This is a genomic window from Kribbella sp. NPDC043289, from assembly GCF_056436705.1.
The window spans coordinates 317,102-343,153 of sequence record NZ_JBWKCB010000001.1; the positions used below are offsets into that span (position 1 = coordinate 317,102).

Sequence of the window (26,052 nt, forward strand, 5' to 3'; positions counted from 1 at the left end):
TGGGCCCTGGGGTGGGCGGGACCGTGGGGTCACGATGAAGGTGTGTGCACCGTTCGGGTGGCCGGGAGGGGGTTCCGGTGAGTACGCTGCTGGATCGTCTGCACCGCTTCCGCCCTGTGGGCACACCAGGAGGCGCCGGGCCGGTCGGCGTACCGGTCGATGGTCGCGGTGGGGTTCCGGCCGAGCTCGTCGCGGTGTTCGAGGCGCTCGACGGTGTGATCGCCGAGTGCGACGAACTGCGTACACGCGTGACACAACGAGCGGCTGAGACGGTCGTCGCCGCGCAGGTCGACGCTGCCGGACTGGTGGCAGACGCGCGGGCCCGGGCGGTCGGCGAGCAGGCGGAGGCCGCCGCTGCGGTGACAGCCCGTGGCGACGCCGCAGTGGAGCAAACGCTGGCTACGGCGACAGCGGAAGTCACTCGTCTCAGGGTCAGTGCGAGGCAGCGGATGGACGGGCTGGTGGACCTTGTGCTGGATCGGCTTCGGGCTGAGGCTGGAGCCGACCTGTGAGCGCGGGCTGGGTGGCGGCGACCGTTCGGGTGAAGGCCATGGCCCGCCGCCGCGTCGGGGCGGGCGCGGCCCGCGAGCTCGCACTCGCCCCTGGCCTCGCTGACGCCCTCGGGCGGCTCAGCGGTACGGCGTACGCCCGGGCGGCCCGGCCCGGAACGAGCCTGGCGGACGCCGAGTGGCTCGTCGAGGCCGCGGAGTTGTGGCAGTTGCGGGTGCTGTCCGGCTGGCTTCCCAGCTCGGCGGTCGGCCTGGCCCGGGTACTCGCCGGCCGGTACGAGCTGGCCAACATCGTCACGCACGCTCGGGCGTTGGCCGAGCCTGGGCCGCGCAGGATGTACTACGAGCTCGGCAGCCTGGCCATGTCCTGGCCGAGAATCGGGGCGACGACGTCAGGACCGGGCCTTCGCGCTGCTCTGGCGGCCTCGCCGTGGGGCGATCCCGGCGACGCGTCCCCGGAGGCCCTGCACGACGTCCTGTTGCTGCGCTGGCTACGCATGGTCGCGACCGAGGCCCCGGCCGCGGTCGAGTGGGCGACAGGTGCGGCGGTCCTCCTGGTCGCCAAGCAAATGCTGGCGACAACTAGCGGGCCGACCGGCCGGATGGTAGCGGCGGCGGCTCCGCTGATCGGCTCGGACTGGGTGCGGGCACGATCCGTGGACAGCCTCCGAGCTGCGGTTCCGGTGGCAGGTCGGTGGATCCTCGACGGGGTCGGCGAACCGGCCGGTCTCTGGCGGGCCGAAGCCGGTCTGACCGCCCGGATCGAGTCGGACGGCTTCCGCCTCCTACGGCACGGGACGCCTGGGACGGACCCGTTCGTCGGGGCCGTGGCGGTCCTGGCCGTCGACGGCTGGCGGGTGCGAGTCGCGCTCGGTGACGCGTCGAACGGCACCGGTCCGGGGGAGGTGCTCGGTGTCGTGGCGTGACGCCGTCCGTCCGGTACGGATGCAGCGGATCGCGATGGTCGTACAGATCGAGCATCTGCGCGAGTTGCTCGACCGCCTGAGCTCGACCGGCGTCGTCGAGCTGGATCCGGTTCCCTCCGACATCGAGACCGCCGTCGTCGCGGACCGCCGGCCTGAGTGGTCGGCACGTGAACTGGAACTGCGGCGGCGCTCCGCACAGGCGGTCGATCACGGACCGGTGACAGCGCTACTGGGCTGGGCTCCCGCGGCGGCACTGCCGCAGGTGAGTCAGGTCCTGGCGCCCGTCGGCGGCGCCGCCGTACCACTTCCGTCGCCCCCCGGCGTCCAGCCGCCGACGTTGCTGCGGCAGCAGGGCCGCGGGCAGTCGTTCGAGGTGCTCGTGCGGACCTACACCACGGTCCCGTACGCCGATGTCGACCCGGCGCTGGTGGCCGGACTCGCCTACGTGGTGATGTTCGGGATGATGTTCGGCGACGTCGGTCACGGCCTGCTCCTGCTCCTCGGTGCCGCGATCCTCCGCAGCGGCCGCTTCGCCCGGCTCGCCAAGGTCCGGCCGGCCTGGCCGTTCGTGGCCGGCGCCGGTGCCGCCAGCATCTTCTTCGGTGTGCTGTACGGCGAGATGTTCGGACCGACCGGGTTGGTACCGGTCGTCTGGCTGTCTCCGGTCGACGACATCGTCCCGCTGCTGCTGACCGCGATCGGAGTCGGCGCGATCCTGCTGGCCGGCGCGTACGCGCTGGGCATCGTCAACCGCTTCCGCGAAGGCGGATGGGGTTTCGCGCTCTACGCCCGGACCGGGATCGCCGGAGCATTGCTCTTTCTCGCCTTGGGTGGCGTGGTCGGCGGTGTCTACTTCGACAACGCCGGGGTGCTGATCGGGGCCGTTGTGATCGCGGTCGCCGGCCTGGCGCTCACCTTCATCGGACTCCTGACCGCCGCGGGCGGTGGCGGCGCTGGTGTCGCGCAGGCCGCGGTGGAACTGTTCGACGTCGTCGTCCGGCTCAGCTCGAACGTCGTCTCCTTCGCCCGGCTGGCCGCGTTCGGCCTCACGCACGCGGCGCTCGGCGCGATCGTCTGGGCAGGATCCGTGGCGTTGTGGCAGACCGGCTCTGCGTCGGGACGCGTCGGCGCGGGTCTCGTGCTGGTCGTGGGCACCGGCGTCGCGTTCGCGCTGGAGGCGCTGGTGGCCGGCATACAGGCTCTTCGACTCGAGTACTACGAACTGTTCTCCCGCGTCTTCGACGTGGACGGGCGTCCGTTCCGGCCGTGGCGATTGCCCGCGGACGATCTGGAGGTGACATCGTGAGGGAGTTCCTTCGGCGGCATCCCCGGGCGGCGATCCTGCTGGCCGTGCTGAACGTCGCGCTGCTGAGCGTGGCTGTCGCCGTGCTGATCGCCATTGTGACCGCCGACGGGGGCTTCGCGGCCGGTCGGCCCGCGGCGACGGCCGCCGCCACCCAGGCTGCCGCGACCAACGGGTCCGCGTTGATCGGTGCGTCGATCGCGATGGCCGGATCGGCCATCGGGGCAGGGGTCGCGGTCGCCTACACCGGTGCCGCCGCACTGGCCGCGATGAGCGAACGGCCGGAGCTGTTCGGTCGCGCGATGGTCGTGGTCGGCCTGGCCGAGGGGATCGCGATCTATGGGCTGATCGTCGCCATCATCCTGGTGGGGCAGGCGCGATGACCCGGGTCGGGGTGCTGGGCGAGCCGGTGCGCACGGCGGGCTACGGTCTGGCGGGCGCACGGTTGCTGCCGGCAACTACGGAGGCCGAGGTACGGCGGCTGTGGCACGAGCTGCCCGCGGAGATCGGCATCGTCCTGCTCACTCCCGCCGCGGCGGAGGCCTTGGACCCAGGTTCGCTGGAGTCTGCGACCGTGCTCACGGTGGTGCTGCCGTCGTGAGCCGGTTGCCGCCGCCTGCTGACACGGCGCTCGAACCGGTGCGGCGAGGGTTGCTGTTGACGGCGCGCGCCGATGCAGCCACCGTGGCGCGTGATGCGGACTTGCAGCGAGACGCGTTGCTCGACGAAGCACGTCGTACGGCCGATGAGCTCGTCGCTGCCGCCCGCAGAGCGGGGGAGGACGACGCGACGGCGGTCCTCGCGACGCGGATGAGGCAGCGCCGGCGGGAGGCGCGGCAGGCGGTGCTGTCGGTGCAGCGTGAACTGTACGACGAGCTGCGCCGCCGGTGCCGGGCGGCCGCGGCGGCGCTGGTCGATCACCCCGAGTACGACGTACTCCGTCGGCGACTGGCCAACCGGGCCCGGACCCAGCTCGGCCCGGCCGCCACGGTCGGCGAGGCGTCTGCGGGAGGGGTGCTGGCGTCGGCGAGGTCCGAGCGACTCGACCTGAGCCTGCCGACGCTGGCCGATCGCGCACTGAACCGATCCGGGGCGGAGATGGCCGACCTGTGGACGCCCTGACGGCAACCGGCCGGATCCGCCGGGTCAACGGTCCACTGGTCGAGGCGAACGACGTACCGGGGGCCTCGATGTACGAGGTGCTCGAGCTCGGCGAACGCCGGATCCCGGCCGAGGTGGTGGCGATCGACGGTGCGACGGTCACCCTGCAGGCCTTCGAGTACACCGGCGGCCTGACGGTCGGTGACGTGGTTCGCCGGACCGAGCGCCCCTTGTCGGCGCGCCTCGGGCCGGGCCTGCTCGGGCGGGTCTTCGACGGACTGCTGCGTCCGCTGTCGACTGCTCCGACATGGTTGTCGCCACAGACCCTTGAGCCGGACGCCTCGGCGGCCGACGGCTGGCACTTCGAGCCTGCTGCGGAGCCGGGGTGCGCGCTCGGACCGGGCGCCGTGTTCGGTGTGGTGAGCGGGGCGGGTGCGGTTGAACATCGCGTCCTGGTGCCACCCGGGGTGCGTGGCGAACTGCGGTTCGTCGCGGCGGCGGGCAAGGTCCGCAACGACGACGCGGTTGCCCGCGTCGGCGACGTCGAGGTCGGATTGTTCGAGCAGTGGCCGGTTCGGCAGGCCAGGCCGTTCGCGGCCCGCGAGGAGACGCTGGTCCCGTTGCACACCGGTCAGCGGGTACTGGATCTGATGTTCCCGATCGGTGCGGGGTCGGCCACCGCCGTGCCGGGCGGCTTCGGCACCGGCAAGACCGTGCTCCTCCAGCAAATCACGAAGTGGTGCGACGCCGACGTGATCGTTTATGTGGGCTGTGGTGAGCGAGGCAACGAGATGGCCGACGTGCTCGGTGAGTTGGCCGAGCTCGCCGATCCCCGCACCGGCGGCCGCATGATCGACCGCACAGTGATTCTCGCGAACACCTCCAACATGCCGATGATGGCGCGCGAGGCGAGTGTCTTCACTGCGATCACCGTCGCGGAGTACTACCGGGACATGGGCTATCACGTCGTCGTGGTGGCCGATTCGACGTCGCGGTGGGCGGAGGCGCTGCGGGAGTTCGCCTCGCGCACGGGGGCGTTGCCTGCCGAGGAGGGCTATCCGGCCGATCTGTCGTCGTCGCTTGCCGCCTTCTACGAGCGGGCAGGCCGGGTGCATACCGAGGGTGGCCTGGTCGCGGCGGTCACGGTGGTCGGTGCGGTTTCCCCGCCCGGCGGGGACCTGACGGAACCGGTCACGACCGCGACTCAGCGCTTCGTCCGCGGTGTCTGGTCGCTGGACCGTGATCTTGCCTACTCCCGGCACTACCCCGCCGTCAGTTGGTCGGCGTCGTACTCCCACGACGCCGCCGCCGTGGGTGCGTGGCAGGCCGGTCATGGCAACCAGGGCTGGACTTCGCGACGAGCCCGGGCGATGCAGGTCCTGGCCGAGGCCGCGCGACTCGCCGAACTCGCTGAGATCGTCGGTACCAGGACACTGCCCGGGCGGGAACGGATGACGATCCTCGGCGGCCGGCTGCTCAGAGACGCTGTCCTGGCCCAGAGTGCGCTGAGCCCGATCGATGCGAGTTGTTCGGCCGACCGTGGATCCGCCTTGCTGCAATGCGTTCTCGACGTCATCGACCGTTGTATGACGTTGATCGACCGCGGAGTGGCCGCGGCCGAACTGGAGGAGTTCGACTGGGGGCCACTGATCCGGGCGCGCGAGGAAGCACCGGCGCCGGCTGACCTGGACGGTCGCCGGACGGCGCTGATGGCCGCGTTGGAGGCGTTGGCATGAGCGCGCAGGTCGAGTACGGCGCGGTTCGGTCGCTGCACGGATCGCTGCTGGTGGTGAGTGGGGTCCGTGGTGTGGGGTGGGACGAGTCCGCCGTGGTCAGGATCGATGACGGTGTCGACAACGGCACCGAGCGGCACGGTGTGGTCCTGGAGATCGCTGACGATCTCGCCGTACTGCAGGTGCTGGAAGGGACGGTCGGTCTGCGTCCGGGTGCGGTCCGGGTCCGTTTCAGCGGCAGCCCCTTCCGGATTCCGCTCGGGCAGGGCTGGCTCGGCCGGACCTGCGACGGCCGGGGCGAACCGCTCGACGGAGGGCCTCCGATCCTCGGCGCGGCACTGGCCGCGGTGAACGGGTGGCCGCTCAATCCGGTCGAGCGCGAATCACCGCGGGAACCCGTGCTCACGGGGGTGTCCGGCATCGATGCGCTGACCACGGTCGTTCGCGGGCAGAAGCTGCCGATCTTCTCCGTGCCGGGACTGCCACACCTCGAGCTCGCGACGCAGGTCGCGGCCCAGGCCGCGGTCGGGGGCGATCCGTTCGTGGTGGTCTTCGCAGCGATGGGGCTGCCGCACGCCGACATCGACTTCGTCCGTGCGGCACTGGAGGAGCGGGCGGCCGCGGGTGAGCTCGTCATGGTGCTGAACAGTGCGAACGACCCGGTGATCGAGCGACTGCTGACGCCACGGATCGCACTCACCGTCGCCGAGCATCTGGCCTTCGTCGAAGGCAGCCATGTCCTGGTCGTCATGTGTGACATGACCAGCTACTGCGAAGCGGTCCGCGAGGTCGCGGCAGCACGCCAGGAGATCCCTGCCCGGCGGGCGTACCCGGGGTATCTGTACAGCGATCTGGCGTCGTTGTACGAGCGGTGCGGCCGGATCCGCGGGCGACCTGGATCCGTGACGATCATGCCGGTGCTCACGATGCCGGCCGGCGACATCACGCATCCGGTGCCGGATCTGACCGGGTACATCACGGAGGGCCAGGTGGTACTGGCGGCGGATCTGAATGCCCGCGGTCTGTACCCGCCGCTCGACGTACTGGGCTCGTTGTCCCGCCTGATGCGCCACGGTGCCGGCCCCGGACGGACCCGGGACGATCACCTCGAGATCGCCGCCCAGGCGATCGCGGCGCTGGCCCGAGCCCGGCAGGCCGCCGAACTGGCGGATCTGATCGGTGCCGGTGCGCTGAGCGACACCGATCGCGGATACCTCGCCTATGCGACGGCGCTGGAGGATTCGTTGCTCCGGCAGCGCCCGAACGAGTCTCGTGGGCTCGACGACACGCTGGATCGGCTCTGGCGCGCGGTCTCCGTACTGCCTCGTCGTGAGCTGACCATGGTGTCCGGCGCGATGCTGGCCGAGCACCTTCCGGATGGCGCGGGATGACCGGACCGACGACGGGACGTGCCGGCCGGCTGGCCCTGACGGGCCGGCTCGCGACAGCCCGGCGGGCGGTCGAGCTGCTGGACCGCAAGCAGCGCGCTCTGGCGGGCGAGTGCGAGCGGCTCGAACTGGCCGCCGGACGAGCCGGAGAAGCCTTCGAGCAGGCAGATCAGGTGGCGACGATGTGGCTGCGCCGCAGCAGTTCTCTGGACGGTCAGCGGGCATTGCTCGACTCGGGACCGGGAGCAACTACTGAGGTCGTCGTCGGGTACGACGTGACCATGGGCGTGCGGCATCCGACCAGCGCGGAGGTCGAGTTCGGGCCCGAGCCTGCAGTGGTAGGAGGTTCAGCCCTGGTCTTCGCCATGCGAGCGCACCGTACGGCGCTCGCCGCGGCGGTCCGGCTCGCGGCCGCCCGACGCGCCGTCGCGCTGGTGGCGGCCGAACTGGCGCTCACCCGCCAGCAACAGCGAGCCCTCCAACTGCGCTGGATCCCGAAGCTCGAACGGCGCCTGGCAGAGCTGGCGCAGCGCCTCGACGAGTCGGAGCGCGAGGAGAACGTGCGGCTTCGTTGGGCGGCTCGTCACAGCGGGGGTTCGGAGGACTCATGAAGCACCGGTCCCAGCGGCGGGTCGCCTGTGGACGGCCGGATCACCGCGGTGATCGTGGGTCAGCGGCGGCTGGTGCGGTCGTTCATGTACGTACGGGCCGACGCAGTCGTAGGGCGGCACCCGATGGCAGATTGGTCATGCCGGAGGCGAAGGCTGTATCGCAGTGAACGCTGTGCGTGAGTGTGATGATTCGTGACAACCGTCCGGAGGTCCTGGGCGTCATCTGGGCGTCGCGGGTTTGATTGCGTGTCGGAGTGGGGGTGGCCGCGATGGGGCAGGGTGTGGAGCCGACCGGTCAGCGCGGCGCGCCCGGGATCGGGGGAGCTGCGCGTCACTCGCATCGGGCTCGGACTACGACCCGGGCGATGGGCGAGACACTGCTGGCCGCGTTGGTGCCCGGTCTGGGCTTCGTCATCGGTGGCCGGCGGCGGCTCGGTGCGTTGGTGATGGCGTTGGCGGCCGGGCTGGTTGGGTTTGGTGCGTACGTCGTGTTCGTCCGGCGTGATCTGGTGCTGGAGTGGGCGGTTGATCCGAATCGGTTGCTGGTGGCAACCGGTGTCGTCCTGGCGCTCGCTGTCGGGTGGATCTGGGTTGTCGTGGCCTCGCACAAGCTCTTGCGGCCACTGTCGTCTTCGGTGCCGAAGCGGTTGGTCGGGTCGGCGTTCGTCGGGTTGATCTGTTTCGCGATCGGCGTACCGTCGACGCTCGCGGTACAGACCGTGATGGCGCAGCGCGATCTGGTGGGCAGCGTGTTCCAGTCCGAAGGCAGTTCGAGGTCGGCGACCCGGCCGGCGGTGAACACCAAGGATCCGTGGGCGGACACGCCGCGGCTGAACATCCTGCTGCTCGGCGCCGACAACGGCGCGGGCCGGACCGGGACCCGCACCGACACCGTGATGGTTGCCTCGATCGACACCCACACCGGCGCCACGAAGCTGATCTCGCTGAGCCGGAACTGGATGCGGATGCCGTTCCCGAAGAGCTCGCCACTGCACCGGAAGTACCCCGACGGGTTCTGGGACCCGAACCTGGGCGATGTCGAGCAGCCGCAGTACTACCTCGACGCGATGTACGACACGATTCCGAAGCAGTACCCAGGTCTTCTCGGTCAGACCGACAACGAGGGCGCGGACGCGGTCAAGCTGGCTGCTGGCGCGGCGCTCGGGCTGGACGTCCAGTACTACATGCAGGTGAACCTGGCCGGCTTCCAGCGGATCGTCGACGCGGTCGGCGGGATCACGGTGAACGTGAACTACCCGGTGCCGATCGGCGGCGAGTACGGGATCGGGCCGGGCGCGAACGCGCCGAAGAAGCCGTCGGGTTACATCGAGCCGGGAGCGAACCAGCACCTCGACGGCTACCACGCGCTGTGGTTCGCTCGCGGTCGGTACGGGCTCGACGACGCGTCCCGGCAGGAGCGGCAGCGCTGCACGGTCCGCGCGCTGGTGAGCAGCGTGAGCCCGGGGACCCTCGTGACGCAGTACCAGCAGATTGCTGCGGCGAGCCGGCAGATGTTGCGCACCGACATACCGCAGGAGTTGCTGCCGGCGTTCGTTCAGCTGGCTCTCAAGGTGAAGTCCGCGGGTGTGTCGACCGTGAACCTGGACCCGAACAAGAACTTCCCGACCGGCCGGAACCCTGACTACGCGGCGATCCGCAAGCTCATCCAGCAGGCGATCACCCCGCACACCGCCAGGAAGCCGTCACGGGCGAACCCGGCTGTGACCCCGCACACAGCGCAGAACCTCGACGACGCGTGTGCCTACCATCCGGGGAACAGGCGCTCGTAGCCGCCGTGATCCGGGTGACTACCGCGCTGTTGGCGTGCTGCCTCCGGTCGGGCAGGTCACGATCGAGAACGGGTCGCCGAGCCGTCAGGGCACGCGGTGGCCCGCGGTGCGGAAGAGTTCGTACCACTCCAAGCGGGTGAGCGGGACGTCGGAGCCCTGTGCGGCGCCGGCGACGCGCTCGGGGGTCGTGGTGCCGAGGACGACCTGCATCTGGGCCGGGTGCCGCGTGATCCAGGCGGTGGCGATCGCGATCGGCGGTACGTCGTACTGCTCGGCGAGGCGATCGATCACGGCGTTCAGCTCCGGGTACTCCGGGGAGTCGAGGAACGGGCCGGTGAAGAAACCGGCCTGGAACGGGGACCACGCCTGCACCGTGATGCGGTTGATGCGGCAGTAGTCGAGGACACCGCCGCCGTCCACCACGACGGCCTGGTCGAGGCCGGCCATGTTCGCGGCGACGCCCTGCGCGACGATCGGAGCGTGCGTGACGGACAGCTGCAGTTGGTTGGCCACGAGCGGCTGCCGTACGGCGGTCTTCAGCAGCTCGATTTGCAGCGGCGTGTGGTTGGAAACCCCGAAGGCGCGGACCTTTCCGGCCGCCTCCAGGTCGTCGAAGGCGCGCGCGACCTCGGCGGGCTCGACGAGCGCATCGGGACGGTGGATCAGGAGTACGTCGAGGTAGTCGGTGTTCAGCGCCCGCAACGAGTCGTCGACGGAGCCGACGATGTGCTCGTAGGAGGAGTCGTACCCGGCGTCCGGGACGATGCCTGCCTTGGTCTGGAGCGTGATCTCGGCGCGCTCGGACGCCGTCAGCTTGAGCGCCTCCGCGAACCGCTGCTCGGCGCCGTGCAGCCCAGGACCGTACACGGCGGCGTGGTCGAAGAAGTCGATGCCGGCGTCGCGCGCGGTCCGCACGAGGGTACGGATCTCGTCGTCGGTCTTGCTCCCGATCCGCATCAGCCCGAGGGTCACGTTCGGGACGGCGAGGTCGGTGGCGCCGAGAGGCACAGTCTTCATCGAGGGTCCTTACCAGGTCGGGTACCGATGACGGAGCGAGCCTACGTGCCCACCACCGGAGCCCCGGCCGGGTGGTCACTTCCAGGTGTCGGTGATCGGTGCCGCGTTCGCCGCGGCGCCGGCGTGCGGCAGGCCGTACATGTCCTCGACGGTGCGCAGGACGCGGAAGTGGTCGATCCGTTCGTCGTAGCTGCCCGGCTTGACCTGCTGGCCGTCGACGATCGTCGCGATCCGGTTGCCGCTGGAGTTGTCGTCGTCCTCATCGAACGTGGTGATCAGCAGACTGTTGTGCGTCGCGGCCCACTGGACGTACCCGTCGAGGTGGCTCTTGAGCCAGCCGTCGCCGGTCTCGGTGGAGCAGTCGTGCATGTCGTTGCACAGGTTGGGGATGACCCACGACACCGTCGGTAGGTGGCTGTAGTCCGTCGGGAAGTCGCTGAACGGTTTGCTGTCCGCCGCGGGCACGTTCGTGAAGTTGACCCACGGCACGTGCTTGCGCGCGTAACGCCCCGACGTACACACCGTCGACCCCGCGGACGGCAGGTCCTCCGAGTACCCCGCGAACGTGCGGCCCTGGGCGATCAGCTCGGCGCCTTCGTTGTCGGTCGAGAAGTCGTGCGGGCAGGAGTCGTCGGTGACACCCTGGTTCGCGCCGGAGAACAGATCCAGGTAGTTCGGCTGGCTCGGGTGCTCGATCGCGTACGAGTTGGTGAAGCTCGCTCCGCTCGACGCGAGCTGGTTGAAGTACGGCGCCTTGCTGTTGCCGAGGATCGATTCGGCGCCCGTGTTCTCGAACAGGACGATCACGACATGTTCGGGCCGCGGCACAGTTCGGGCCGCACCACCGGATGACGGTGCACTGGGCGGGGCACTCGATGGTGCGGTCGACGGAGCACTCGATGGTGCGCCTGACGGGGTACAGGCAGTGACGATCGCGGCGACTGCGATTGCGGGACCGAGGATGCGCACCGGACAGCAGCTCTCAGGTGCGGGCTTCGACGGTGGTGAGGAAGGTGGTGAGTTCGGCGAGGTACCGCGGGCGGTTGTCGCGGCGTACCGAGTGACCGGCTCCGGCGATCTGCACCGCACGGAACTCGCCGGCCGCGGCTCGCGCGCAGTCGTCGGCGTACTCCGGGGAGATGAGGCCGCCGCGCTCGGTGTCACCGTGGATCAGCAGCACTGGGCAGGTGATCGCGGCCAGCAGCTCGCTCAGCGGGACTGGTTGCTGGAACGTGAGGTCGAACAGGTGCGGGTTGACCTGTGCCTTCGACACGGCCCACGGCTCGAGCTCGTCATCGGGCCAGTCGGGGTCGTCGGCCCGTCCGCGCGCGACACGTGCTTGAAGGTCGAGGGCCCGGAGCCCGGCGAGCCAGTCCGGCTCGGGCCACGGTTCGTCCTGATGGTTGCCCGGGGCCCCGGTCGGCGGATCCTCCAGTACGACGGCGCGCACCAGCTCCGGCCTCGACGCGGCCAGGTACGCGGCCGCCATCGCCCCCATCGAATGCCCGACCACGACAACGTCTCCGTCGCCGGGCTGGCTCGACAGGACGAGAGCGGCGTCGTCACGGTGCGCGGTATAGCGCACAGGCTCCTCAGGAAGCCCGGACTCACCGTGCCCACGCGCGTCGATCGCGAGCGTCCGCACCCCCGGCAGTGCGCGGATCACCGGCCCCCAACACTCCGCCGAGTCCGAGAACCCATGCAGAAAGGCGACGTCCGCCGCCGCCTCATCGGTCCGGTACCAGGCCAGATGCCCCGTTCTCCCTCGCATGCCACCCATGGTTTCATCCGCCGCACCCCCGGAGGAAGTCATTGCGGGACCGCTCGGGGGCTGTTGCGTTGGCGGGTGGAGATGAAGTGGATGGCTGTGGCGAGGAGGCAGAGCCAGGTGAGGGCGAGGGTCCAGCCGGCGAGTACGTCGGTGGCCCAGTGGTAGCCGAGGTACACGCGGCTGAGGCCCATCGCGATGCTCAGGACGACGGCGAGCGCCGTACCGGCGATCTTGAGGGCTCGGGAGGCGGCTGAGTACCAGAGCAGGCCGGCGAGCAGTAGGAAGAAGGTCGTGCCGCTGAGCGTGTGGCCGGACGGGAAGGAGAAGCCGGTGTTGACGGTGCCGATCACCATGCTCGAATCGGGTCGGTGACGGCCGATCAGGAGTTTGATGATCGTGGTGAGGAGCGCGGCGCCGCTCATGCCGACGAGGAGGATGATCGAGGATCGCCAGCGGTGGGTCAGGAGTCTCAGCAGGCCGGCGACGATCACGGTGATCGCGGTGAGGACCGGTACTCCGCCGAAGAAGGTGATTGTCTGGGCGAGTTTGCTCAGTCCCGCGGTGCGGTGCGCGACGAAGTCCTGGGTCAGGTGCGGGTCGAAGGCAGCGAGTCCGTCACCTTCGACGACAGCGTCCGCCTGGACGACGAATCCGATCGCCCCGAGGAGGGCCACCAGCAGACCGAGCACCACACTTCGTGACAGCGGCCACAAGGCCTTCGGCTCGGCGGAACGTGGCGGTGATTGCGGTTCCAGAGGGATCAGCCGCCGTCGGGATCGATGCGGTAGCCCATGCCGCGAACGGTCTGGATCGCGTTCCGTTCGAACGGCGCGTCCAGTTTGAGCCGGAGGTACCGGATGTAGACCTCGACGACGTTCGGGTCGCCGTCGAACGCGGGGTCCCAGACGTTCTCCAGGATCTCGCCCTTGCTGACCGTCTCGCCGCGGTGCCGCATCAGGTACGCGAGCAGGCCGTACTCGCGGCGGGTGAGGACGATCTCCTGGCCGGCCCGCTCGACCCGGCGCCGAACCGGGTCCAGGCTCAGATCGCCGGCGCTCATCACGACCGGCCGCTCGGGCGCTCCACGGCGGATCAGGGCCCGCAGCCGGGCGACGAGGATCATGAAGCTGAACGGCTTGGTCAGGTAGTCGTCGGCGCCGAGGTCGAAGGCGTCGGTCTGGTCGTAGTCGCCGTCCTTCGCGGTCAGCATCAGGACCGGGGTCCAGACGCCGCGTTCGCGGATCTGCTCGAGCACTTTGTAGCCGTTGAGCTTGGGCAGCATGATGTCGAGCACGATGACGTCGTACGGGTGTTCGGTCGCGGCCCACACGCCGTCCACGCCGTTGTGGACGACCTCGACCACGAAGCCGTCCTCGGTGAGCCCATGCCGGACCGTCTCGGCCAGGGGGATCTCGTCCTCGACTATCAGTACCCGCATGTTTCCAGTGTCCGACCCCTCAGCTGAGAGCAACCTGAGTCGGCCCGCGTGACTCAGCTTTCTCTCAGAGTAGCTCCGGACCGCGTTCTCAGGGGAGTGGCAGCATCACCGTCGCCGTGGTGCCGCCGTCGTCGGCCGGGCTCAGGGTCACGGTGCCGTTGTGGGCCTTGATGATCTCCCGGACGATCGCGAGGCCGAGGCCGGAGCCCCCGCTGGCCCGGGCGCGGCTCGTGTCCAGGCGGACGAACCGCTCGAAGACCCGTTGCCGGTCCCTCTCCGGGATGCCGTCGCCGTCGTCCTGGATCGTGAGCAGGGCGTGACCGTCCTGTGCCGTCGTACTGAGCCGGACCGTGCTGTGCGCGGCCGTCGCGGCGTTCTCGACGAGGTTGCGGATCAGCTGGCTCAGTCGCAGGGGATCGCCGAACACCCGGACCGGGTGTACGTCGCCCACGACCTTCATCTGGTTGCTCTCGCGGAGCCGCAGGATCTCCATGTCCACCAGATCGTCGAGGTCGACCTCGGTGCGATGCATCGGCAGGGCGGCGTCGTCGGCCTTCGCGAGCAGGAGCAGGTTCTCGACGAGGCGCCGCATGCGCTCGGCCTCGCCTTTCATCAGGTGGTGCAACTCCTGCCAGGTCTGTCCGCGGGCGGAGGCCTCGATGACGTCGAGGCCGGCGGCGATGGTCGCGAGCGGAGACCTGAGCTCGTGGCTGGCGTCGGCCACGAAAGCACGCTGGGTGGCTTGTCCGGTTTGCAGGCGGTCCAGCATCTCGTTCATCGTCGCGGCGAGGCGCGCGATCTCGTCATCGGTCTGCGGCACGGGCACCCGTTCGGTCAGGTCGCTGGACTCGATGCCCTGCACCCGCCTCCGGATCCGTTCCACCGGCCTGAGCGCCTGCCCGGTGAGCAGCCAACTCGCCGTACCGACCACGAGCAACAGCACCGGAAACCCGATCAGCAGGTACTGCGTGACGGTCGCGAGCGTCGATCGCTGCGTGGCCACGGATGACGCGACCACGACCGAGTACGTCTGACCGCCGTACTGGACGCCGCGCGCGACGATCAGGTAGTCGTGATCGTCATCGAGCAGTCGCATCTCGCCGACCTCGGCCCGCTGCACGGTGTTCGCGGCGGGTTTCAGGTGCGTCAGCGGCGCCGACTCCGCCCGCGCGGACGAGGCGGCGACCACCTTCCCCGAACTGTCCAGCACTTGCACGATCTGACTCGCTCTGGTCGTCTTGGCGAGATCGGTACCGAGGTTCTCGACGCCCTCGTCACTCACCTGGGCAGCGACGTCGGCCGCGCGCCCGTCGGCCGCGTCGGACACCGCGGAGATGAGACCTCGCTGCAGCAGGAACAACAGGAGAGCGGCGCCGACGGCCATCGCCACCGCGACGACCAGAACCGCGGCCGCGGTTGATCTGCTCCGCACGCTCGCGCGGTTCAGTCTGGAGATCGCGCTACGCAGTCCTGACAACTGGAGCTCCCTGTCCTCTGCTCGTTGGCTCCTCCGTCCCGGCCATCGTCGCAAGGGACAGCGGTGCAGAGGCGGACGCTGCATCAAGTGTCGCGTCCGGAGCCTGAGGGCCGCCTGAGAGGCCGTCCCGGGATAGTTGCTGTCGGCACCGGGAAGGATCGTGGTGGCTCAGCACACTCTCAGCCGGCAGTACCTAGCGTCGACAGCATGATCGCCGACAGTCCCAGCACGCAGTCGCTGTCCGGTTGGGGTCGAACGCTCCGCCGGACGGCCGAGGTCCGAAGACCGGCCCTCGAATCCGGGCTGGTCGACGTGGTGCTGTCCGAGCCCAGGATCACCGTGCGCGGCGCGGGCAAGAGCTACGGTGACGCGGCGTTGCCGGGGGAGGTCGCCGATGACGGAGTCGTGCTGGACCTCACCGGTCTGGACCGAATCAGTGCGTTCGATGAGCGGAACGGCATCGTCGTCGTCGAGGCCGGTGTCCTGCTGAAGGACCTGATCGACCAGACGCTCCCGTTGGGCTGGAAACTGCCGGTGGTCCCCGGAACCGAGCGCGTCACGGTCGGCGGCGCGATCGCCAGCGACGTCCATGGGAAGAACCATCCGGGAGCAGGGTCGTTCGGACACCATGTCCTGTGGATCAACGTACTGCTCTCCGACGGCAGTGCGGTTCGGATGTCGGCCGGCCAGGATGCCGACGGTTTCTGGGCCACGGTCGGCGGTATGGGCCTGACCGGGGTCATCCTGCGTGCCGCGATCCAGTTGCAGCGCGTGGATACCGGCTGGATGGTCAGGAACCGCGTCCGGACCCACTCGCTGGACGAGACCGTCGAGGTGATGCGTACGGCGGCCGCGCGGCAGGAGCTCGATCCGGATCGGCACGTGATCGCCTGGCTCGACGCGAACGCGCGGGGCAGCAGAGCCGGGCGGGGGATCGTCGACGAGTACTACGACGCCTCGACACTCGATCTACCTGGTGTGGTCGCGCCGTTCCCCGAGACTCGGGTGACCAGTACGCGCGAACTCCGATCGTTGCCAGGACCGGGGGTCGTTTCCGCTGCGACCATCGCCACGGCGTCCGCCGCGCGCTGGCACTTGACCAGGTCGGCCAACTCACAGCTCGTCGCCAGGCGTACGGCGCTCTGCCCGCTCGATCGTGCCGACGCGTGGCCTGCGGCGTTCGGGCGCCGCGGCATGGTCCAGTACCAACTCGCCGTACCGCCGGATGAAGTCGGGGTGCTCCACGAGGTGCTTGCCTTCTTCAGCACTCATGGGATGACGCCGGCGCTGGCGACCTTGAAGAACCTCGGGTTCGGTACGGCGGGGCCGCTGACGTTCCCGATTCCGGGCTGGACGCTGGCCGTCGATCTGCCGGCTCGGTGGTTGCACGACGCCGGCGCGTTGCATCCGATCGACAAGGTAGTGGCCGGTGCCGGTGGTCGGGTCTACCTGGCAAAGGACGCGGTCACCGATGCCGAGTTGATTCCCGTGATGTACCCGCGGCTCCCGGACTGGCAGCGCACTCGAAGCCAACTGGACCCGGCTGGGGTCTGGACGTCCGGGCTCGCCGAGCGACTGAAGCTGCTGTCATGACCGGTTCGGTGCTCCTTGTGGGTGGATCGTCCGAGATCGGGATGGCCGTGCTACTCCGATTGCTCGGACCGGCGCCGCGCCGGGTGATCCTGGCCGGTCGGCCCAGCGGAGAGCTCTGGAACAACGCCGAGAAGCTCCGCGATGCGGGGTACTCCGTGACGACGGCAGAGTACGACGCCGGGCTCGACTCCGCGGAGATCGACGGCATGCTCGAGCACGCGTGTGCGGAGCATCCGCTCGAACTCGCGATCGTCGCCGTGGGGTCGATGTCCACGAAGTCGTTCGCGGAGGGCGTGATCGTGAACGGCTTTGCGGTAGCGCTCCTGCTCCGCGCATTGGTACAGCGCAAGCCTCAGCAGATCGTGCTGTTGTCCTCGGCGGCCGCGGTGCGTCCGCGGCAGTCGATCGCGGAGTACTCGATCGGCAAACAGTTGGCGGACTCAACGGCAGTCCTGCTGGCGCGACAGGCCGCGGAGACCGGCGTACAGCTGCTCGTCGTCCGGCCCGGCTTCGTCACGACCCGGATGACCGCCGACCTCGCGAAGCCCCCACTCGCAACGGATTCCGAGCATGTGGCTCGTCGGGTCGCCGCGGCCTTGGACGGTCGCAAGACGATCATCTGGGTGCCGCGCCCGATGGGCTTCGTCGTACGGGCGTTGGCTCTGGTACCGCGACGGCTGCTGCCCGTTGCCTGGCGGTGACTTTCTCCGTGTCCTCTCAGGACGGCCTCGATCTACTGGGGTCATGAAGCAGAACGCTCGGAGGCGCAGGCGGCGGGTGCGGAAACGGTGGATCGCACTAGCCGTCTGTCTGCTGATGGTCGTTCCCGTGGTGTCGTACGTGCGGGCGTTGCTGTACCCCGGAAACGCCAGCTTCTCGGTCCGGACGGTGGAGTGGTTCCGCGATCATGGCGGCGGGGTGGTGATCGACACCATCGAGACCTGGAAGTACTCCCACCAGCAACCGTCGGCGACCGGAGCGCCGATCGACACCACCACCCCGGAGACCACCTCATCGCCAAGGCCCGGCCGGCCGGCTGTTCACGCGAGTACGGCCGCTCTGCCCGTGGTTCGGCTGCTGCCGAAGCCGTTCGCGCACGAGGGGACCTGGGCGGTAGCGCGGCAATCACGGTCCGGCGTGCCCGTGGTGTGGACGACCTGGTTCCGGCCCGATCCCGGGCACTTGCCGGTCACGGCGGCAGCGGCCTTGTTGCCGCGGGGGACCTATCACCTGCACCTGATGCCGGGGACGCGGGAGCCGGTCGTCGGAATGGCGTCCAAGGAGGGGTACTCCGTTCCGCCCGCCGACCGTTCCGCGTTGGTGGCGACGTTCAACGCCGGTTTCAAGATGAAGGATTCGCACGGCGGATGGTGGACGAACCAGGAGCCGGCGGTGCCGCTGGTCGACGGTCGCGCGTCCGTGGTGATCATGCGCGACGGTTCGGCGCGCATCGGTACCTGGAACCAGACCGTGGGGATGACCAAGGATGTGGTGGCGGTCCGGCAGAACCTCGATCCGGTCATCGTCGACCACCAGATCGTTCCCGGCCTGACGGTGAATGCGAACGGGCGCTGGGGAACGGTGCGCAGCCAGTTCCAGTACACCTGGCGGTCCGGGCTCGGGACTGATGCCCACGGCAACTTGATCTACGTCGCCGGCAACAAGCTGACCCTCGCGACGCTGGCCGCCGCCATGGAGCAGGCGGGCATCGTGCAAGGTATGGAGCTCGACATCCATTCGGCGATGGTCAGCTTCGACATCGAGCAGCCCGGGGCGAACGGTGCCGTGACCGGGCAACGGCTGCTGCATTCGATGAACTCGCCGACGGATCGCTACCTGGTTGCCGACCAGCGCGACTTCTTCTATGTGACTGCGTCATGACCGACCTGCAGACCCGCACCTCGGTCGTGCGGCACGAATCCACCGCAAGGGCGTTGCTGCGATTGAGCCGGCCGCAGCAGTGGCACAAGGCGGTGATGGTGTTCGCGGCACCAGCGGCCGCAGGCGCCCTGACGTCTCCTGTCGTGCTGCTGGAGGCTGCCCTCGCCGCGGTGGGGTTCGTGTTGCTGGCGGCGGCGATCTACGCCTTCAACGACATCCGGGACGCGCCCGACGACCGGCGGCATCCGCGCAAGCGCTTGCGGCCGATCGCGTCCGGTTCGCTGAGTCCGACGATGGCCGTGGTGTTCGGCGTGACCGCTGCGCTGCTCGGGCTCGCGATCGAAAGCAGCCTGGGATTGTCGACGTTCGCGCTCGCCGCGGCGTACCTCGCCTCTCAGGTGTTGTACGTCCTCGGGCTGAAACATGTCGCGGTGGTCGACCTGATGATCGTCGCCCTCGGCTTCGTCCTCCGCGCGGCGGCCGGCGGGACGGCGACGGGGATCCCGGTATCGCATTGGTTCCTGCTGGTGTCGTTGTTCGGTGCGATGTTCCTGGTGACTGGAAAGCGGAAGGCCGAGCATGTGTCGGCCACCAATGCGGTGAGCAGGCCGGTACTGGCTGCTTACCCAGCGTCATGGCTCGACCAGGTGATGACCGTGGCCTTGCTCGGTACGGCGTTGTCGTACGGGATGTGGGCCTTCCAGTACCTCGGTCACGACGTACTCCGCGAACTTCTGGCGATCTCGTTCGTCCCGTTCCTTACCGGATTGCTGCGCTACGGGCTCCTGGTCTCGACCGGCCGTGGGGAAGAACCCGAGCACGAGATCTTCCACGACCGCGTGCTGTTGATCGCGGGCCTCACCTGGGCAGCGCTGCTGGCCATTGGGATCTATAGCGGCTGACACGCCATTTCTCTCAGGTCCCGCTCAGGAGAGCGTCGGTACGGTCCTGTCGACACCCGCACCGACCGAGGAGAGCAGTTGACGCACGGCGTGACGATCTGGGACTCGCTGGTCCTGGGGGTGGTCGAGGGGCTGACGGAGTTTCTGCCCGTGTCGAGCACCGGCCACCTGACCATCGTGTCCAAGATGCTCGGACTGTCGATCGACGATCCGGCGGTGACCGGCTACACCGCCGTGATCCAGGTCGGGGCGATCGCTGCCGTCGTCCTGTACTTCTGGAGTGACATCCGGCGGATCGTGGTTGCCTGGGTCCGAGGCCTGGCCAACCGGGACGAGCGGACCGACTTCGACTACAAGATGGGCTGGTACGTGATCGTCGGCTCGGTGCCGATCGGTGTCGTCGGCTTTCTCGCGAAGGACATCATCTCGGGTCCGCTGCGGAGTCTGTGGTGGGTCGCGGCAGGCCTGATCGTCTGGTCCCTCGTGATGGTCCTGGCCGAACGGTTCGGGAAGCGGACCCGTCCGTTGACCCGGATCCGGATGCTCGACTCGGTGGTGATGGGCGTGGTGCAGTGCGTGGCGCTGATTCCCGGGGTGTCGCGGTCCGGCGCGACGATCTCGGCCGGTCTGTTTCTCGATCTGGATCGCGTGGCGGCGACCCGGATCGCCTTCCTGCTCGGCATCCCGGCGCTGGTCGGGGCCGGTCTGTACGAGCTGAAGGACGCCCTGAGCGGTGGCACCGGGGCAGCGGCCCTGGTCATCGGGACGGTCGTGAGCTTCGCGGTCGCGTACGCGTCGGTCGCCTGGTTGTTGCGCTTCGTCGCCAAGCACTCGATCGAGGTGTTCGCGTTCTATCGTGTCCTGCTGGGTACCGCGCTGTTGGTGGTCCTGACCAGTGGCGTGGTCTCGGCCACGTAGTACGACATGAGAGCGTCGGAACGCTGTTGGGCGGTGCTGCTCGGGGCACTGGGGTTCTTGGCGCTGAGTCTGGCTCTTCCGTCGAACGCGACCGCGGCGCCGCCGGCCGACCCCCAGGTGATCGTGCTCGGCGTGGGCGGGCTCGAGTGGTCCGACGTCTCGGCTTCCGCGACGCCGAATCTGTGGCGTCTGGTCGGGCAGTCCGCGGTCGGGGCCGTATCCGTGCGTACGGCGGACGTGACCAGCTGTCCCGCCGATGCCTGGCTGACGCTCAACACCGGCGTACGGATGGTTGCGCCGCGGACGAATGGAATCTGTCCCGATCCCGCTGAGTTGGTGTCGTCGCAGGGGAGTACCAGCGTCTCCCGATGGTCCGAGATCGGGAGGCTAGGCGCCGATTCGTCGTACAACCCGGAGCTCGGTCTGTTGGCGGCCGGGGCCGCGCACCGCGGTTGCGCGAACGCGGTCGGTCCTGGAGCCGGCCTCGCGCTCGCCGACGCCCAAGGTCACGTGGCGCGCTATGCCCCGCGACTCGACAGTGCCGATCTGAGCGCGTGTCCGTTGACCGTGGCCGACCTCGGGAGTCTTCCGCAGGGCCAGGGGCGTCGCGAGGCCCTGAGCGCGATGGACGCCGAGATCGGCAAGGTAACCAGCGCGCACCCGCACGCCGAGGTTGTTCTGGTTGGCATGGCCAACGAGTCGACACCGCACCTGCAGACGTTGTTGGTGCACGGCGGCGGCTTCCCAGCGGGCTGGATCGAGGCGAATTCGACCAGGCAGCGCGGGCTCGCGCAGCTGACCGACGTCACCCCGACGATCCTCGCAGGGCTGGGCGTCGACGCGCCGCCTCGAGCCGTCGGTTCGGTACTGCGGACCTCGCCCGGTGCACCGCGTGATCCGCAGGCGCTGGTCCGTGAGCTGAGCCAGTTCGACCGCGCCGCACAGACCATCGACGGCAACATCGTCGCGTTCTACTGGTTTGTGGCCGTCGGCGCTTTGGTCGCCAGCGCGCTGTTGATTGCATTCCGCCGGCCGCAGTGGCTGCTGCTCGTCGCCGCCTCGTTGCCAGTGGCATCCTTCTTGGCGAACCTGACCCAGTGGTGGCGGTTCTCCCGGGCGGGCATCGGTCTGTGGGCGAGCGCCATCGGGTGGGCGGTGGCGATCGGGACTCTGGCTCGGTTCGGTCCGTGGCGGCGACATCGCCTCGGGTCGGCAGGGTTCGTGGCAGCAGTCACGGCCGTGGTTCTGGCGGTGGACATTGTGACCGGGTCTCGTCTTCAGCTGTCGAGTCTCTGGGGCTTGTCACCGCTGGACGCGGGCCGGTTCTACGGGTTCGGAAACGTCGCGTTCGCAGTCTTCGCGGTGAGCGTGCTGATCGCCGGCACGTGGATCGCCAGTCTGCTGATCGGCCACGGGCGCCGTCGATGGGCCGTGGCGGCCGTCGCGGGGATCGGTGCCGCGAGTGTGGTGGTCGACGGGTGGCCGTCGTACGGCGCCGACTTCGGGGGAGTGCTCGCGCTGGTCCCTGGCTTCGCGGTCCTGATCGCGGCGGTCGCGCAGATCCGGCTCCGAACCCGGTGGGTCCTGGTCACCGCCGGAGTCGCAATCGCGGCGGTCGTGGGGATCGCGCTCGCCGACTGGTCCCGGCCCGCCGGGAGCCGGACGCACCTGGGCCAGTTCGTCCAGCAGGTCATCGACGGAAGCGCCGGCAGCACGGTGCGGCGCAAGCTCGATGCCAACGCGCAGTCGTTCATCGACCGACCCTGGATCGCCGTTCTCGTCGCTGTGATCGTGCTGGTCACGGTCGCACTGGTGACCCGGCCGCAGCGATTCCGAGCGCTGCGCGCCGACGCGGCCTTCGCCGCCGAACCGTTACTCCGGCCGTGCATCGTGGCATGTCTGGTCACCGCGGTCGTGGGTCTGATCGTCAACGACTCCGGCGTCATCATCCTTGGTGTCTGCTGTGCGGTCGCGGTCCCGCTGCTCGTCGACGCCTTGGCCTTCAGCGATCATGGCCTGACGATCGAGCCAGTACGTCCCGATCGTCAACCGCGCCGCGGCGCGGCCTGAGCGAGTTCTGGTCGGTCTCGCTCAGGCCGTCAGAGGTCAGCCGAGGGTTTTCAGGAGGGCGTCGATCGCCTGCTTCTCGGCCGCGGGGCTCTTGGTCTCGCGGACTGAGGTGAACAGGGCGTCGTTCTCGTTGTCGATGAAGGCCCAGGCATTCTTGTCGAGCGGTTCGAGCTTGTCCTGGTCGTCGTCCCAGGCCTTCTCGTAGGCGTTCACGGCGCCGTTCAACGCGCCCTGATCGTTCTTCGCGAGATCGGTCCGCATGCTACGGACCAGTGCCTGGTAGCGAGCGACGTCGGCCTTCGGGAAGTGCGCGACGGCCTGCGCCGACGTCAGGTGGATCTTCGCGCCCGGGTTCGGGCCCTCGTTCTCGGCGGCCGCGTTCGCGTGCGGCTGGGCGGACGCCCAGTTGAGCAGGACCGCGGCCGCGACGGCGGAGGCGAGCATGACGCCGGCCATCGGCCACTCGCGTCCCGGCCGGTGGTACTTCGCGCTCTGGTCCCGGTGCTGATGGCCCTCGATCACGTCGGACTTGGTCAGCGTCAGATAGACGACAGTCGCCAGAATGGCCGCCAGAAAGATGATGCTGGTCACCAGCGTCCCCAGTCCCAGGCCCTTGTCCGGGACCTTCGGCGAGGCGAGCCAGTCACCGAGGTTGGCTCCGAGCGGGCGAGTGAGGATGTACGCGACCCAGAACGCCAGTACCGGGTTCGCGCCGAATCGCCAGCAGCTGACGACGATCGCGATCAGGGCGAGCGGCAGCAGGACGGACACACCCGGGCTCCACCCGGTCAGTTCGAGCGTCCAGTCGCCGGCCGCCGTACCGAGAGCGAACGTGACCAGGACGGCCAGCCAGTAGAAGGCCTCACGGGGCCGGGTGACGATGCTGTGGATCGACAGCGTGCGCTCACGGGCCCACCAGATGCCGAACACGACCGCGAGTCCGATGCTGAACACCGTGGTGCTGATCCACAGCGGTACGCCGAGTTGGTCAGTCAGGATGTCCGTGTACAGCGTGCCGGTCACGCTGACGACCACGACTGTCAGCCAGTATGCGGCCGGCTGATAGCGCGACCGGGTCATCTGCCAGATCAGGACCGTGGCGAACACCACGGTGAAGATCACTGCGGTGGCGATGAGTCCCACGCCGAGCTGCATGTTGATCCAGTCGGCGAAGCTCTCACCCACGGTGGTGCAGAGGATCTTGATCAGCCAGAACCAGATGGTGACCTCGGGCACCTTGTTCAGCAGCACGCGAGGCGCCGCCGTACGGGATGCAGTTTCTGTAGTCATGCGGGCCAGACTTGCCTATTCCACCTGCACACAACCTGACTACGAATCGGTCAGGTGCGCGGCAGTCGGACCTCGACGTGACCGTTGCCTTCCGCAAGCGCCCGTACGCCGATCCCGGTCGCCATCGCGATCCGCCGTACGACGGCCAGCCCCAATCCGTGCCCGCTCGTCGCGCTGTGGCCGGGCGTGAACGCACGCTCGACGTCCTCCGGATCGAAGCCCGGCCCGTCGTCGAGGACATGCACGAGGACGTCGGCTCCGGCTGTCTCGACGACCAGCGACACCTTGGTACCGGCGTGCCGCGTGGCATTGTCGAGCAGCGGGGCGAGCACGGACAGCACGACCTCTGCGGGTACGGCGACCTCGACATCCGTCGGCCCGTCGACTTCGACGCCCGTCGACTTGTCGGCCGGTATGGCGCGACTCTCGACGGCTTGGCGGATCACCGGACGCAATCTGCAGGAGGAATCACGGCGGCTCCGTGTGCGGGCGGCATCGAGGATCGTGCTCACCGCCGTCGCGAGGCGATCGGATTCGGTGAGGACGACCTGTGGATCGACCTGTGTTCCCGAGATCTCCGCGAGCTGAGCCTCGCCACGCAGTACCGTCACCGGCGTGCGCAGCTCGTGGGCGATCTCGTCGGTCAGCCGGCGCTCGTCGGCGATCGTCGCGGACACGCGGTCGAGCAGCCGATCGAACGTCTGGGCCAGCTCACCGAACTCGTCGCGCGGCGGTCCGAGGCCGAACCGCCGGTCCGGATCGTGGTCGCCCCATTCGTCCGCCAGCGCCGACATCTGGTGGACGACACGTAACGCGCGGCTCACCCCGACGTACGCCACGACGCCGGCGAGGACGATGACGAGCGCACCGAGGATCAGGGACATCACCAGGTTGCGCTGCTCGGACTTCTCGAACGGTGCGAGGTCGACCATGACCACCACGGTGACCTTGTGTCCGGGGACCGCCAGCGGTTCGGCGTACAGGAGGTAGTGGCCCGTCGGCAGGAAGTCGTTGCGGCCGGTCAGTCCCAGCCGCTCAACCGCATCTGCGACGGTCGGGTGCAGCTCGCCGTCGATCAGACGGCCGTCGGAGAAGACCCAGGCGACGGTGTCGAAGGCGTCTCCCGCGCCCTCGACCAGGGTGATCTTTCCGTTGCCTGATTCAACGGTCGCCGCGACGGCGTCGGCCCGGGTCCGAGCGAGCGTACGCGTGTCGGTCTCGGTCGCCCGCGAGGCGAGCACATGGCTGAGAACGATCAGTACGGCGACAACGAGCGTCGCCGTGAGCACCGCCAGCGAGACGATCCGCGCCCGGAAGCCGGTCAGTCCCATCGGTAGCCGACCCCACGCACAGTGCCGACCCGCTCAGCCACCCCGAGGCGGTCCAGTTTCACCCGCAACCTGCGGAGGTAGGAGTCGAGTGTGTTCTCACTGACCTGAGCCCCGTGCGGCCAGCCCGCCGCGACCAGCGAGTGCCGGCGAACGACCTCACCGGGCACGGAGATGAGCCGCCCGAGCAGCCGGAACTCGGTCGGCGTCAGCGACTCGCCGGCATGCCCCCGCCGTACCTCGTGACTCGTCGGATCGAGCACCACCTCATCCGCCGCGACCGCAACCGTGGTCCGCTTCAGCAGCGCGCGGACGCGGACCAGGAGCTCCGGGATGTCGAACGGCTTGGTCAGGTAGTCGTCCGCCCCGGCCTCGAACCCACTGACCTTGTGATGAGTACCGCCCAGGGCCGTCAGCATCAGAACCGGCGCATCAACGCCGCGCGCCCGCAACGCGAGGCACACGTCCCGCCCGTCGGCGTCCGGCAGCCCGATATCGAGGATCACAACCTGCGGCTCCGGCACGAGCCGGCCAAGCATTTCCCCAGCCGTCGCCGAAGCAACCACCTGGTGCCCATCCCGCCGCAAGGCCCGACTCAACAGCCCACGCAGCGCCAAATCATCCTCACACACAGCAACCCTAGGCATCGAAGCACCGTACCCACCCCCACCTGAGAACCATCTGAGCCGAAGACCGTCGCCCGCGGCTCTCAGATCGCCCGCCCAGCCCGCCGAGTCGTGGCGAAAGGCGGACACCCGCGCCGTCGAGTCGTGGGTTCTGGTCGGTGTTTCGGTGCCAGGGGCCACGACTCGGCGGGTGTACGTCGGCTTGGGGTGCACGGCTCGCGAGGGGATGTCGTACCGGACCGGCAGCGCTCGAGCGAGCCGACCGGCTCGACGTGGCCGTGAACACGGAGGAGGGCCGTCGCGTTCACGTTGTCGTACTCCGAAGCGGGGATCGGCGCATTCTTCTGGAGGTGCATGGGGTAGGTCGCTTGGTGGTTGCG

25 protein-coding genes are annotated in these 26,052 nt (G+C 69.1%); 16 read left to right on the forward strand and 9 right to left on the reverse strand.

The window, feature by feature from the left end; all coding sequences use genetic code 11:
- The first annotated feature begins 77 nt into the window (after positions 1-77).
- From AC0662_RS01495 to AC0662_RS01540, 10 genes are all read left to right on the forward strand, one after another.
- A complete protein-coding gene (locus AC0662_RS01495; protein WP_452195870.1) occupies positions 78-512 on the forward strand; it encodes a hypothetical protein in 435 nt (144 codons plus the stop codon).
- Entirely contained in the window at positions 509-1,435 is a 927-nt protein-coding gene (locus AC0662_RS01500; RefSeq protein WP_452195871.1) for a hypothetical protein, read from the forward strand. The genes AC0662_RS01495 and AC0662_RS01500 overlap by 4 nt, the downstream gene beginning before the upstream one ends.
- On the forward strand, positions 1,422-2,741 hold the full coding sequence (locus AC0662_RS01505; RefSeq protein WP_452195872.1) for a V-type ATPase 116kDa subunit family protein: 1,320 nt from the start codon (positions 1,422-1,424) through the stop codon (positions 2,739-2,741). Before AC0662_RS01500 ends, AC0662_RS01505 begins: the two co-directional genes overlap by 14 nt.
- Positions 2,738-3,121 (forward strand): ATP synthase subunit C, encoded by a 384-nt coding sequence (locus AC0662_RS01510; protein WP_452195873.1) that lies wholly within the window; start codon positions 2,738-2,740, stop codon positions 3,119-3,121. The genes AC0662_RS01505 and AC0662_RS01510 overlap by 4 nt, the downstream gene beginning before the upstream one ends.
- Entirely contained in the window at positions 3,118-3,339 is a 222-nt protein-coding gene (locus AC0662_RS01515) for a hypothetical protein (RefSeq protein WP_452195874.1), read from the forward strand. The genes AC0662_RS01510 and AC0662_RS01515 overlap by 4 nt, the downstream gene beginning before the upstream one ends.
- Positions 3,336-3,860 (forward strand): hypothetical protein, encoded by a 525-nt coding sequence (locus AC0662_RS01520; RefSeq protein WP_452195875.1) that lies wholly within the window; start codon positions 3,336-3,338, stop codon positions 3,858-3,860. The genes AC0662_RS01515 and AC0662_RS01520 overlap by 4 nt, the downstream gene beginning before the upstream one ends.
- Positions 3,848-5,575, forward strand: a complete 1,728-nt coding sequence (locus AC0662_RS01525) for a V-type ATP synthase subunit A (RefSeq protein WP_452195876.1) — start codon at positions 3,848-3,850, stop codon at positions 5,573-5,575. The genes AC0662_RS01520 and AC0662_RS01525 overlap by 13 nt, the downstream gene beginning before the upstream one ends.
- A complete protein-coding gene (locus AC0662_RS01530) occupies positions 5,572-6,963 on the forward strand; it encodes a V-type ATP synthase subunit B (RefSeq protein WP_452195877.1) in 1,392 nt (463 codons plus the stop codon). Before AC0662_RS01525 ends, AC0662_RS01530 begins: the two co-directional genes overlap by 4 nt.
- Entirely contained in the window at positions 6,960-7,571 is a 612-nt protein-coding gene (locus tag AC0662_RS01535) for a V-type ATP synthase subunit D (RefSeq protein ID WP_478297757.1), read from the forward strand. Before AC0662_RS01530 ends, AC0662_RS01535 begins: the two co-directional genes overlap by 4 nt.
- A gap of 365 nt (positions 7,572-7,936) precedes the next feature.
- Positions 7,937-9,361, forward strand: a complete 1,425-nt coding sequence (locus AC0662_RS01540; RefSeq protein WP_452195879.1) for an LCP family protein — start codon at positions 7,937-7,939, stop codon at positions 9,359-9,361.
- Positions 9,362-9,445: 84 nt separating this feature from the next.
- On the opposite strand, the gene AC0662_RS01545 is transcribed toward AC0662_RS01540, so the two are convergent.
- The 6 genes from AC0662_RS01545 to AC0662_RS01570 form a co-directional block, all read right to left on the reverse strand.
- Complete coding sequence (locus tag AC0662_RS01545; protein ID WP_478297760.1) at positions 9,446-10,378, reverse strand: aldo/keto reductase; 933 nt, start codon at positions 10,376-10,378, stop codon at positions 9,446-9,448.
- A gap of 75 nt (positions 10,379-10,453) precedes the next feature.
- Complete coding sequence (locus AC0662_RS01550; RefSeq protein WP_478297762.1) at positions 10,454-11,206, reverse strand: alkaline phosphatase family protein; 753 nt, start codon at positions 11,204-11,206, stop codon at positions 10,454-10,456.
- A 154-nt stretch (positions 11,207-11,360) separates the two neighbouring features.
- Positions 11,361-12,149 (reverse strand): alpha/beta fold hydrolase, encoded by a 789-nt coding sequence (locus AC0662_RS01555; protein WP_478297764.1) that lies wholly within the window; start codon positions 12,147-12,149, stop codon positions 11,361-11,363.
- Positions 12,150-12,187: 38 nt separating this feature from the next.
- Complete coding sequence (locus tag AC0662_RS01560; protein WP_452195883.1) at positions 12,188-12,838, reverse strand: phosphatase PAP2 family protein; 651 nt, start codon at positions 12,836-12,838, stop codon at positions 12,188-12,190.
- A gap of 71 nt (positions 12,839-12,909) precedes the next feature.
- Complete coding sequence (locus tag AC0662_RS01565) at positions 12,910-13,587, reverse strand: response regulator transcription factor (RefSeq protein WP_452195884.1); 678 nt, start codon at positions 13,585-13,587, stop codon at positions 12,910-12,912.
- An 88-nt stretch (positions 13,588-13,675) separates the two neighbouring features.
- The gene (locus AC0662_RS01570) at positions 13,676-15,019 is read right to left on the reverse strand and encodes a sensor histidine kinase (protein ID WP_478297766.1); all 1,344 of its coding nucleotides are present in this window, start codon (positions 15,017-15,019) and stop codon (positions 13,676-13,678) included.
- Between the two features lie 252 nt (positions 15,020-15,271).
- On the opposite strand from AC0662_RS01570, the gene AC0662_RS01575 reads away from it, so the two are divergent.
- The 6 genes from AC0662_RS01575 to AC0662_RS01600 all read left to right on the forward strand — a co-directional run bounded on the left by AC0662_RS01575 (position 15,272) and on the right by AC0662_RS01600 (position 22,428).
- The gene (locus AC0662_RS01575; RefSeq protein ID WP_478297768.1) at positions 15,272-16,657 is read left to right on the forward strand and encodes an FAD-binding oxidoreductase; all 1,386 of its coding nucleotides are present in this window, start codon (positions 15,272-15,274) and stop codon (positions 16,655-16,657) included.
- On the forward strand, positions 16,654-17,358 hold the full coding sequence (locus AC0662_RS01580; protein ID WP_452195887.1) for an SDR family NAD(P)-dependent oxidoreductase: 705 nt from the start codon (positions 16,654-16,656) through the stop codon (positions 17,356-17,358). Before AC0662_RS01575 ends, AC0662_RS01580 begins: the two co-directional genes overlap by 4 nt.
- A 43-nt stretch (positions 17,359-17,401) precedes the next feature.
- Positions 17,402-18,538, forward strand: coding sequence for a hypothetical protein (locus tag AC0662_RS01585; RefSeq protein ID WP_452195888.1), 1,137 nt, complete (start codon positions 17,402-17,404; stop codon positions 18,536-18,538).
- Positions 18,535-19,440: a decaprenyl-phosphate phosphoribosyltransferase gene (locus AC0662_RS01590; RefSeq protein WP_452195889.1), complete on the forward strand. Its 906-nt coding sequence runs from the start codon at positions 18,535-18,537 to the stop codon at positions 19,438-19,440. Before AC0662_RS01585 ends, AC0662_RS01590 begins: the two co-directional genes overlap by 4 nt.
- A gap of 90 nt (positions 19,441-19,530) precedes the next feature.
- On the forward strand, positions 19,531-20,358 hold the full coding sequence (locus AC0662_RS01595) for an undecaprenyl-diphosphate phosphatase (protein WP_452196102.1): 828 nt from the start codon (positions 19,531-19,533) through the stop codon (positions 20,356-20,358).
- Positions 20,359-20,364: 6 nt separating this feature from the next.
- Positions 20,365-22,428, forward strand: coding sequence for a hypothetical protein (locus tag AC0662_RS01600; protein WP_478297771.1), 2,064 nt, complete (start codon positions 20,365-20,367; stop codon positions 22,426-22,428).
- Between the two features lie 36 nt (positions 22,429-22,464).
- On the opposite strand, the gene AC0662_RS01605 is transcribed toward AC0662_RS01600, so the two are convergent.
- The 3 genes from AC0662_RS01605 to AC0662_RS01615 are packed head-to-tail and all read right to left on the reverse strand — an operon-like array spanning position 22,465 to position 25,693.
- Complete coding sequence (locus AC0662_RS01605) at positions 22,465-23,718, reverse strand: COG4705 family protein (protein ID WP_452195891.1); 1,254 nt, start codon at positions 23,716-23,718, stop codon at positions 22,465-22,467.
- A gap of 50 nt (positions 23,719-23,768) precedes the next feature.
- Positions 23,769-25,049: a sensor histidine kinase gene (locus AC0662_RS01610; protein ID WP_478297773.1), complete on the reverse strand. Its 1,281-nt coding sequence runs from the start codon at positions 25,047-25,049 to the stop codon at positions 23,769-23,771.
- On the reverse strand, positions 25,040-25,693 hold the full coding sequence (locus AC0662_RS01615; protein WP_452195893.1) for a response regulator transcription factor: 654 nt from the start codon (positions 25,691-25,693) through the stop codon (positions 25,040-25,042). The genes AC0662_RS01610 and AC0662_RS01615 overlap by 10 nt, the downstream gene beginning before the upstream one ends.
- Positions 25,694-26,052 lie beyond the last annotated feature (359 nt).

Coding starts and splice junctions, on each gene's coding strand:
- AC0662_RS01515 (WP_452195874.1), top strand. CDS start 3,118: ATGACCCGGGTCGGGGTGCTGGGCGAGCCGGTGCGCACGGCGGGCTAC.
- AC0662_RS01530 (WP_452195877.1), top strand. CDS start 5,572: ATGAGCGCGCAGGTCGAGTACGGCGCGGTTCGGTCGCTGCACGGATCG.
- AC0662_RS01535 (WP_478297757.1), top strand. CDS start 6,960: ATGACCGGACCGACGACGGGACGTGCCGGCCGGCTGGCCCTGACGGGC.
- AC0662_RS01540 (WP_452195879.1), top strand. CDS start 7,937: ATGGGCGAGACACTGCTGGCCGCGTTGGTGCCCGGTCTGGGCTTCGTC.
- AC0662_RS01545 (WP_478297760.1), bottom strand. CDS start 10,378: ATGAAGACTGTGCCTCTCGGCGCCACCGACCTCGCCGTCCCGAACGTG.
- AC0662_RS01555 (WP_478297764.1), bottom strand. CDS start 12,149: ATGCGAGGGAGAACGGGGCATCTGGCCTGGTACCGGACCGATGAGGCG.
- AC0662_RS01565 (WP_452195884.1), bottom strand. CDS start 13,587: ATGCGGGTACTGATAGTCGAGGACGAGATCCCCCTGGCCGAGACGGTC.
- AC0662_RS01575 (WP_478297768.1), top strand. CDS start 15,272: ATGATCGCCGACAGTCCCAGCACGCAGTCGCTGTCCGGTTGGGGTCGA.
- AC0662_RS01580 (WP_452195887.1), top strand. CDS start 16,654: ATGACCGGTTCGGTGCTCCTTGTGGGTGGATCGTCCGAGATCGGGATG.
- AC0662_RS01585 (WP_452195888.1), top strand. CDS start 17,402: ATGAAGCAGAACGCTCGGAGGCGCAGGCGGCGGGTGCGGAAACGGTGG.
- AC0662_RS01590 (WP_452195889.1), top strand. CDS start 18,535: ATGACCGACCTGCAGACCCGCACCTCGGTCGTGCGGCACGAATCCACC.
- AC0662_RS01600 (WP_478297771.1), top strand. CDS start 20,365: ATGAGAGCGTCGGAACGCTGTTGGGCGGTGCTGCTCGGGGCACTGGGG.
- AC0662_RS01605 (WP_452195891.1), bottom strand. CDS start 23,718: ATGACTACAGAAACTGCATCCCGTACGGCGGCGCCTCGCGTGCTGCTG.
- AC0662_RS01610 (WP_478297773.1), bottom strand. CDS start 25,049: ATGGGACTGACCGGCTTCCGGGCGCGGATCGTCTCGCTGGCGGTGCTC.
- AC0662_RS01615 (WP_452195893.1), bottom strand. CDS start 25,693: ATGCCTAGGGTTGCTGTGTGTGAGGATGATTTGGCGCTGCGTGGGCTG.